The organism is Anaplasma phagocytophilum (assembly GCF_023476575.1).
GTDB classification, from domain to species: domain Bacteria; phylum Pseudomonadota; class Alphaproteobacteria; order Rickettsiales; family Anaplasmataceae; genus Anaplasma; species Anaplasma phagocytophilum_A.
Genome location: NZ_JAHLEX010000022.1, coordinates 5,363 through 14,477, shown reverse-complemented (window position 1 = coordinate 14,477; position 9,115 = coordinate 5,363). Strand labels below are relative to the sequence as shown.

Below are 9,115 nucleotides of genomic sequence, written 5' to 3'. Positions count from 1 at the left end.
TGTTTTCTGAGATTTTGGTAATTACACCCTGCGGGAGTTGGGCATAGAATCTCATAGCAACCTCAATACTGTACGTGTGGATTGACAAGTATCCTAATCTTCTACGAATCGCTAGGGGTACCATAAGCCCCCGTAATAAATCTTATTATTCAAAGGGGAAGACTAAGGGAATTAGAGATAGTGGTAGTAAGGAAGATGAAGCTGATACAGTATATCTACTAGCTAAGGAGTTAGCTTATGATGTAGTGTCTCTCGTTTACAAATGAGTTTAATATGCGAGGAGACTAAGTAACTACGCTCCTCCGAATATCTAAAAGCAGTCTCTAGGTATGTTTTGTTTAGTAATCCTAGGATTTCATATCTGGTTTATGTATAGGGTTCTCTTATTAGATAAGGTAAGGACATTGTTCACTTTGCTAAGGCTGTTGAAATCTCTCACCCTATCATCGATACCAAGGTTTGTAAGGCTTCCGGCAGTAACAAGTATGGAGGGGGAAGCAATATATCGGACGGTTCCTATGCATGTGGAACAGGGCACAGTAGCGGTAGTGGTAAAGGACCCGGTACCTTGGCAGATTTTAGGCAGTTTGTATTAGAGATAGGACAGGGTTGGCCTAACTCTGGTAAGACAAGTGCCGCTCCTGACGACAACGCCACAGCGGTAGCTAAAGACCTGGTCAAGGAACTCACCCCCGAAGAAAAAACCATAGTGGCTGGGATACTTGCTAAAACTATTGAAGGGGGTGAGGTTGTTGAGATTAGGGCGGTTTCTTCTACCTTTATCATGGTTAGTTTGATACGAGGCTGTTCAGGATAGATATTGCGCTCTAAGGTATCGTAGTTAGTGATATGCAGTTCTTATGAATGGTCTCGACAGAGTTACGCTGTAAGAAAACTGGATAGTAGCCGACAGTACAAAAACTATTTAAGTGGTAAACTAAAATGGTCGGAATGACGGGATTCGAACCCATGACCTCCAGTCCCCCAGACTGACGCGCTAACCAGGCTGCGCTACATTCCGTTCAATTTTTTTGTAAGCATTTCTCGCATAGCCAACATATTCTCAAGCAACTTAGTAAGTGCTATATAGTTTGTTTTCACAACCTTCGAAACACTGTGCTGCTTTTTCAGCTCTGCCTGTGCGCCCTTAATCGTGTACCCAAGATCATATAGCATATGCTTTATTTTCTTTATGATCTCAATATCATTTCTGCCATACAAGCGTCTCCCTCTCCTTTTTATAGGGCTTATTTGTGAAAACTTGCTTTCCCAAAAACGAAGCACATACTGCTCAACACCCAACTCCTTGGCTACTATACCTATTGGGACAAACACCTTGTCAAAGCTTTGTTTATGGTCCGATATGTTATCAAGCTCACTATAACTCACGTTTCATCACCGTTTATAAACCTTTTCACCGTTACCGAAGGACAAAAAGTTACAGTATTATGCTCCTCTACCACAAACTTTTCCAAAGTTCTAGGATTTCTACCAACACGTTCCTTCTTTCTGATCACTTTGAAAATACCAAACGAAGATATCTTAAGGGATCCACAACGGACAAGAGAAGATGACATCTCATCCAATATCTCTCCCACAATAGCCAAAGAATCTTCTCTTGATAAACCTATTTCCCTATTAATCATGGAGGCAATTCGGGCCTTTGTGAGTGTCTGAACCATAGAATACCATGCACAGCAGACCATATTGCGCTAAGTCTACACAATCAGAAGAAAGTATCAAGCCTATATATGTGCATAAGGCTTCTCAATAAATGGCAGTACCGACCACACTACATCTAGGAAATTCAACGGCAAGCTGCGTACTACTTCTTTCATTCCCAGTTAACATAGATGCATTTTTGGTATTTGGCGTAGTTCGGCATCCGAACACAATATTTTACTGCTAATGCTCATAAAAATTCTTAATTCATGTACCAAGCCGCGTCAATAAGACAAAGCCTCAACAAAAAACCTTGTAGGTTAGTAAATGCATACCCATAATTGGGCTGTGTTTATCGTACTGATTAGAGGAATTCATGGTTCCCAAGATACTGTATAACAAGTACTTCATAGCAGTATTTTGTGTTATTGCGCTTGTATCCTTTGCGCTCATAGGTAGTATTGACAATGCTGAATATGAGCTAGAGAAAGCCGAAATACACATTAAAGAAATAAACTCAGATGAAGCTCTATATAAGTTGGTTTCTGACATAGGTTCAGGGCCTACACTCCTGGTGTTGTATACGTCGTGGTGTAGTAACTGTATAGAAAAGATGCCTGATATTATTGAAGCTCTTAGCCGCTATAGAGATGTAAGGCCAATGATCATCTCCCTTGACACTAGTAGAAGTAAATTGGCTGCTTTCCTGCGAGATCAGAAAATTATAAATTTTGAGCCGTACAACGTCTCTTCCGAGTATCACGGCAAATTGGCATATGCACTTTCTGGTAAAGGAGTATATTTTTCTGGGAAGATACCATTTATTGCCATAATTGGGGATAATACTGCACCAATTACAAATGTATATAATAAACGTGCGCTTTTTGCTGCAATAGCATCTATATCGAAGGCTAACGATGAATGAACTTAAACTCTCTCCGGTGCCCGTAGCTGTGATAATGGGTAGTAAATCAGATCTTCCTACTATGAGTGCAGCAATTTCGGTGCTGGATGAGCTTATGATAGCCCATGAAGCACTTGTTGTGTCCGCTCATAGAACACCTGAGAGGTTATTTAATTTCGCCAAGTCAGCGCATGAAACAGGGTTTAAGGTCATTATCGCCGGAGCAGGCGGAGCAGCTCACTTGCCCGGTATGGTAGCAGCACTTACCCATATTCCAGTAATAGGTGTGCCTGTAATGAGTGAGTGTCTAAGGGGGACGGATAGCTTGCTTTCTATAGTGCAAATGCCGAAGGGGACGCCTGTGGCAACTATGGCTATTGGCCCTGCAGGGGCTTTCAATGCTGCAGTACTGGCCGCGTCTATTATTGGACTGTGGGATGAAAATGTCTCTTTGCGACTACAAAACTGGAAACAGAAAATTACGGATTCTGTCTCAATAACACCTTATTAAACCTATTTTGTGTAGATAGTCTGGAAAGTATACTGCCAAAGTTTCAGCATGTGACTACACGAGGTTCGGTTTATTGTGTGTTGGTGGTGAAGTTGCAAGTTAGTAACCCATTGTCTGGTCTATGAATCCGGAGGTTTATGGTTATGTTGCTGTACAGGTTATCGAGGGGGTATACTACACAAGTGTGAAGAATGCAGTACGCGTACCAACTGTGATTTATTGGAGGTAGGGTGGTGCCAGATTTAATTGCTAGGGTCAAACGTTCTCCCAACTATAAATCTGGCGATTCTATCTAGCAATACTCTACCTGCTTTGCGCATACACGGTAGGTGAATACATGAAATCTTCATATTACCGCGCATTTTCAGATGTGATCTCGCTAACATGTAAAGCTTTCTGAGTAACAACACGCTGTGATGCAACGCTGGTGTTCTGCGGTAAAGCTGGAGTTATGTCATCAAGAGAAGCAAAAACATTATTAAGCACGCTGTTTATACAATTGATATCGTTGTGTGCACTTTCCGGACTTTGCATTAGCTTCATCATATACGGTATCAAGATTAAGCGTGAAGCACATGACTTGATGTTCTCCAACTCTTCATACCCCTTCGCGTTTTCTTCCAGACCATTTTGCACGATGGAGAACATACTCCTGTAAAAACATTTTTGTTTTCCTTCATGATTTAATACACCATTTTTGCCGAATAGTGCCATGCCACAATTTAGTGAGATGTTTTTACAAATATCGCGGTACTGGTGAAGAGACGATGGCTCTTTTTCTATTATGTTGCAAAGTGTTTCAGAGAGCTCATATATAGGTGCAAGTTCCTTAGTTAAAGCATTATAAATGTCGGATAGTACCTCATGAACAGCTAGATTGTCATTAAAAAGGGTTTTGCTCAAACCTGGGAAACTATGCTTAAGTTTTTTCTTTGCTCTTTCATATACACAAGCTGATTTATAGTGACCAATTGCTTGCATTTGGGTGTGTGCTTCTAGAAGTATAACACACGTAGCAATAGGCTCTGCATCTCCTTCCGAAACTACAGCACGTAAGACTGCTTGCAAACAGTTTCCGTGAAGACATAGACACTCTTCTACAGAGCGCTTAGTTTCCGTCACGCTATTTTGTAAAATGTCTGCAATGCTTGCACAGCAAGCATTAAGAATATTTTTGCAGTTTAATAGTCTTCTTGTATTTTTTCTCTGATCTGCTTGCAAAATGGTATGGATAACATCAAGATGTAACTCCAGGTATTTTCTCAACTCTTCTGATGTATCTTTTAACTTCAGTTCATTAAGATTCATACGCTTTTCCAATGCTGAAATCTCGTTATGTATAGTTTTTGATGCTGTCTGAGAATCATGTAGAATGCCACTAAGAAAGTTTCGCATGCATTCATCCATCTTTTCTAGATGTTCAGTAACTTTAGCGCTCAAAGCATGTATGAGGTTTTTGTTATCTCTCTGTATTTTCTCTTCTATATATCCAAGACTTCCAGACGAAATACTATTGGATTCTAGCAAATCTATACGCGTTTTTATGAACTCACATGAGATGCGTAGGTTTTTTTGAGCCATAAGAACTTGGTAGTCTATTGTGGGTCTCAATTCAGCATAAATTCTTGTGTTCTGGCATAACTGGGATGAAAATTCATTTTGTGTTTTTTGCGCTTCACCATGGATAATAGCGTATGCAACACAACAAACAGTAAATAAAACACAAGATATAATTAAGATCGCGATAGCCACTTTAGTTGATAGAGACTTGCTACTAGATTGGAAAATGTTCCATAGTGCATAAAAAATGTTACCCTCTTCATGGCATTCGGGGTTAATCGCTATAGCGCATAAAGTTACTACCATGGATAGAAAGCTAAGAAAAATTACAAGAATTGTTAGGAACTCGAGCCAGCTGTACCATGCACTGGTCGACGTATACTCACGATTCTTTATCTCGCGTTGTTCATTCTGCAGCTTCCTTATAAAACGCAAAAGAACATCGATATCTGTTTTTGTAGCACAAATAATCTCAGCGGCATCATCCTGCATTTCAGCATTTAACTGCGCCGTGGCCCTTTCCGCTGCTAAATCTGTTCTTAGTAATGTCTCAATTGTTGATTCTTCCTCGATAGCAACAAATGAATTATTCCCCGCAATATCGTCCCCTATTTCCTCTACAGACATATAAACCCATCTCACAATTCTTTTCAAATGAGCTCTTTCGATGAGTAATAGCGAGACGCGCCAAAAAACACGACGCTTGCGAACTAAAACCCATGCACCATAAGTAGTGTAATTATATGACAGCAGCCACAATCCTTGTGTAGCTCAGACACAACAATGTGTGACACCTAACTTACAGTATGTCCATATCAGAAAATCAGGACAAATTTACAACCGAACATGCTACCCCATATATTACATTTGCTTTTGCATAAGAGCAACATTACTATGATATTAACTGTGATAATAGTGGCAAAAGTTGTATAATGCGCTACTAGCCTGCTTTACATGCATATCAAAGTGTAGTATGTTGCTATAAATTGCCAGATTATCTTTTGTTTGCTTGGAGAACTATGATGCCTCTTTTCGTTGTACTTATAGTAGCTGCTGGAGAAAGCAGAAGATTGGGAAAGAAGAACCAACTGAAGCAATATCTCAGGATTCAACGTCATTCAGTGCTTGCGCATACCATTACTCAGATGGTTACTTCATTTGTACATTCTGTGAAGGTTGTGATCGGGCAGGGGCAGGATGCTTTCTACGAACATTCCCTCTTATCCCTTCCTAAAAAGGTGACGGATTTGCTTATACCACCAGTATATGGAGGAGCTCGCAGACAAGATTCTGTGCGCATAGGCTTGGAAAGCATTGAACACATTAATCCAGAATTTGTAATAATACATGATGCCTGTCGCCCTTTTTCTAGTTTGCCGAGCGCTGACGTTATAACTTACCATCTACGGGATCATGCGGGGATTGTACCTGTTTTGCGGCCTAGCGATACCATAAGTCGGGTTGAAAACTCAGTTGTTGTTGAGGAAATAGCGAAGGATTCCGTCAGAATAGTTCAAACACCTCAAATATACAGGTACAAGGATATTTTGAGATGTCATAAAGAAGTCTACAGCACAGACCAGGAAAAATATTTCTCAGATGACTCATCAGTAATGGTGGCGTGTGGTATGTCAGTTATCTCTATAGAGGGAGATCATTACAACTTTAAGATTACTACTGCCGAGGATATTACTAGGGCTGAGTTGTATATGCAACACATGGGTAATTAGAAGTGTGTTAGTTTTAATAGGTTGTAGGGCCTTTAAATGGTGTGATTTTATTGTTTTGCTATGCTCCTCCGACTTGGAATTTTGTGCATCATGTGTAATAAACTGCGAATGTGGGATGTTTGCGCCTGCATTTACTAAACAGTGTGAGTAGTGGCAGAGCAGTGTAAATTGCTCGTTGAGGCTGTGTGATTTATACCGGCGGGGTGTTTTGTCATATTGTCAGTGAGGTACTTAGGGATGCCGTTCAGAATCGGAATAGGTTTTGATGTACATAGATTTGCCGAATCTCAAGAAGAGGAGCAGTACATACCCATATGTGGAGTCAAGGTAGGACATACACAGGGAATAATTGCGCATTCTGATGGTGATGTTGTGCTTCACGCACTCACAGATGCACTATTGGGCTGCATGGGAGAGGGTAGTATAGGGCAGCACTTTCCTAATAGTGATCCCCAATGGAAGAACATGAGCTCATCTTATTTCTTATTAGAAGCACAAAAAAAGGCTGCTGAAAAATCGTATGCGATACTAAATTTTGACGTCACCGTAGTATGTGAGCAGCCAAAAATAACACCGCATGTCCCCAACATGAAAGAGTTTCTATCTAAGCTATTAAATGTTGATTTATCACGCATTAACATTAAGGCAGTAACGACGGAAAAACTTGGGTTTTTAGGTTGTGGTGAAGGTATTGCGGCACAGGCAGTGCTGATGTGTTATAGGGTGTAGTTCTTTGCTGTGAATAGGGTAGCTTTTTTACTTTCACTTTGGGGACTAAGACCTTGAAGATACGGCCATTTTTACGGAAGTGTGATCTTCTAAAAAGCCGGTGCTGTCAATACTCCTAGAGGCATTCAAATGCTAACAAATGTTGTATCGCAAACACGTATTCGATGTTAAAATGGGGCGTCTTTTATATAGTACGTATCATTGAGCCAGATGGGACTAAACTGCGGGATAGTAGGCTTGCCTAATGTTGGGAAGTCTACGTTATTTAATGCTCTAACACAAACCACGCTTGCAGAGGTGGCTAACTATCCGTTCTGTACGATAGAGCCTAATGCTGGAAGGACTATTGTCAGAGATGCTAGGCTCAAAACCTTGGCATCCATGGCAGGTTCGCAGAATACTATTTTCAGCCAGGTAGAATTTGTTGATATTGCGGGTTTGGTGCGTGGGGCGAGTGCAGGTGAAGGTTTAGGTAACAAGTTTCTCGGTCACATCCGCGAAGTTGATGCCATTATGCACGTTTTACGGTGTTTTGAAGACGATGATATACAGCATGTGAATAATGCTGTTAACCCAGTGCATGATGCAGAAATCGTGGAAATGGAACTGATCATGGCTGACATGGAAAGCGTGAAACGTCGCATTATGAATGTTGCCAAAGCAGCTAAGTCCGATAAAACGCAACATAGTCAGAAGGAATTGCTGGAAAATATTTTAGCAGCATTGGAGGATGGCAGACCTGCGAGATCTGTAGCGGATGTTGCTCCTCATGAACTTAAGCACTTGCAGCTTTTAACTAGCAAGCCCGTTATGTACGTATGTAATGTGGAAGAAACTAATGCAGCTACGGGTAATGCTCTAGTTGAGGCTGTAAAAGAGATGGCGCAACGCTCTGGCAGCCAATGCTGTTATCTTTCGGCGAAGCTCGAGACAGATATACTAAGCTTTGAAGACGAAGAAATGAGAAAGAATTTTCTTGAAGAACTGGGTCTAGTAGAATCGGGTATCGATACAGCAGTAAGAACAATTTACAATTTGTTAGATCTTATAACTTTCTTTACTCTAGGCCCCAAGGAGGCGCGTGCGTGGTCTATAATGCGTAACACACCGGCAGATAAGGCTGCAGGAACTATACACACTGACTTTGAAAAGGGTTTCATAAAGGCTGAAACTATAAGCTTCGAGGACTACATTCAATGTGGGGGTGAGGCTGAATGTAAAAAGGCTGGTAAGGTGCGGTTTGAAGGCAGAGATTATATAGTACAAGATGGGGACATAATGCACTTTAGAGTCAACAAGTAACGTTCTGTAGAGTGTGTATTTTGCGCAGAGAGTTTCGAAGTGGCGTGCATTAGCTTAGAAGTAGGTGAATCTAGTACTATGTAATCTTTTCCCTTGTAGCACAGGTTTTCTAGGTAATACCCTGCTGTATGTAGAGTAGATGCACGGTGAGTTGTGAAGTGCGATGATGTTTTCTATATCATCGTAGTAAATGTACTTACTCTAAATCCTATCATCCTGTTTTCATCTAGAAAAATGCGTATTATGGTGTTCTGAGCATTCAAATACAGTAACCAAAATGTCGTATTTCTGAGATATGTCTATTATGAGTCGTATTGACGCGGTGTAAGGTAAGGTTTAGGTAACAAGTTTCTCGGTCACATCCGCGAAGTTGATGCCATTATGCACGTTTTACGGTGTTTTGAAGACGATGATATACAGCATGTGAATAATGCTGTTAACCCAGTGCATGATGCAGAAATCGTGGAAATGGAACTGATCATGGCTGACATGGAAAGCGTGAAACGTCGCATTATGAATGTTGCCAAAGCAGCTAAGTCCGATAAAACGCAACATAGTCAGAAGGAATTGCTGGAAAATATTTTAGCAGCATTGGAGGATGGCAGACCTGCGAGATCTGTAGCGGATGTTGCTCCTCATGAACTTAAGCACTTGCAGCTTTTAACTAGCAAGCCCGTTATGTACGTATGTAATGTGGAAGAAACTAATGCAGCTACG

Annotated in this window: 8 protein-coding genes, 1 tRNA gene and 2 pseudogenes; 7 read left to right on the top strand and 4 right to left on the bottom strand. The window is 40.9% G+C overall.

What is annotated here, in order from left to right:
* Nucleotides 1-146: 146 nt before the first annotated feature.
* A pseudogene (locus KPX09_RS05780) lies at nucleotides 147-793 on the top strand (hypothetical protein); the annotation flags it as partial.
* Between the two features lie 150 nt (nucleotides 794-943).
* On the opposite strand, the gene KPX09_RS02005 reads toward KPX09_RS05780, so the two are convergent.
* From KPX09_RS02005 to KPX09_RS01995, 3 genes are all read right to left on the bottom strand, one after another.
* Nucleotides 944-1,021, bottom strand: a tRNA-Pro gene (locus KPX09_RS02005).
* On the bottom strand, nucleotides 1,012-1,389 hold the full coding sequence (locus tag KPX09_RS02000; RefSeq protein ID WP_249548723.1) for a MerR family transcriptional regulator: 378 nt from the start codon (nucleotides 1,387-1,389) through the stop codon (nucleotides 1,012-1,014). Before KPX09_RS02000 ends, KPX09_RS02005 begins: the two co-directional genes overlap by 10 nt.
* The gene (locus KPX09_RS01995) at nucleotides 1,386-1,682 is read right to left on the bottom strand and encodes an integration host factor subunit alpha (RefSeq protein WP_249548722.1); all 297 of its coding nucleotides are present in this window, start codon (nucleotides 1,680-1,682) and stop codon (nucleotides 1,386-1,388) included. The genes KPX09_RS02000 and KPX09_RS01995 overlap by 4 nt, the downstream gene beginning before the upstream one ends.
* 356 nt (nucleotides 1,683-2,038) lie before the next feature.
* Here KPX09_RS01995 and KPX09_RS01990 point away from each other — a divergent pair, with 356 nt between their 5' ends.
* Together KPX09_RS01990 and purE are read left to right on the top strand one after the other, a co-directional pair.
* Nucleotides 2,039-2,587 carry a TlpA family protein disulfide reductase gene (locus KPX09_RS01990; protein WP_249548721.1) on the top strand — a complete coding sequence of 183 codons (549 nt, stop codon included), beginning with the start codon at nucleotides 2,039-2,041 and terminating at the stop codon, nucleotides 2,585-2,587.
* On the top strand, nucleotides 2,580-3,077 hold the full coding sequence (gene purE / locus KPX09_RS01985; RefSeq protein ID WP_249548720.1) for a 5-(carboxyamino)imidazole ribonucleotide mutase: 498 nt from the start codon (nucleotides 2,580-2,582) through the stop codon (nucleotides 3,075-3,077). The genes KPX09_RS01990 and purE overlap by 8 nt, the downstream gene beginning before the upstream one ends.
* 351 nt (nucleotides 3,078-3,428) lie before the next feature.
* Here purE and KPX09_RS01980 read toward each other — a convergent pair whose 3' ends face one another.
* Nucleotides 3,429-5,264: a hypothetical protein gene (locus KPX09_RS01980; protein ID WP_249548719.1), complete on the bottom strand. Its 1,836-nt coding sequence runs from the start codon at nucleotides 5,262-5,264 to the stop codon at nucleotides 3,429-3,431.
* 374 nt (nucleotides 5,265-5,638) lie between these two features.
* Between KPX09_RS01980 and KPX09_RS01975 the strand changes: the two genes are divergently transcribed.
* The 4 genes and pseudogenes from KPX09_RS01975 to KPX09_RS01960 form a co-directional block, all read left to right on the top strand.
* Nucleotides 5,639-6,367 carry a 2-C-methyl-D-erythritol 4-phosphate cytidylyltransferase gene (locus KPX09_RS01975; RefSeq protein WP_249548718.1) on the top strand — a complete coding sequence of 243 codons (729 nt, stop codon included), beginning with the start codon at nucleotides 5,639-5,641 and terminating at the stop codon, nucleotides 6,365-6,367.
* A 237-nt stretch (nucleotides 6,368-6,604) separates the two neighbouring features.
* Complete coding sequence (gene ispF, locus KPX09_RS01970; RefSeq protein ID WP_249548717.1) at nucleotides 6,605-7,096, top strand: 2-C-methyl-D-erythritol 2,4-cyclodiphosphate synthase; 492 nt, start codon at nucleotides 6,605-6,607, stop codon at nucleotides 7,094-7,096.
* 210 nt (nucleotides 7,097-7,306) lie between these two features.
* Complete coding sequence (gene ychF / locus KPX09_RS01965) at nucleotides 7,307-8,398, top strand: redox-regulated ATPase YchF (RefSeq protein ID WP_249548727.1); 1,092 nt, start codon at nucleotides 7,307-7,309, stop codon at nucleotides 8,396-8,398.
* Between the two features lie 381 nt (nucleotides 8,399-8,779).
* A pseudogene (locus KPX09_RS01960) lies at nucleotides 8,780-9,115 on the top strand (redox-regulated ATPase YchF); the annotation flags it as partial.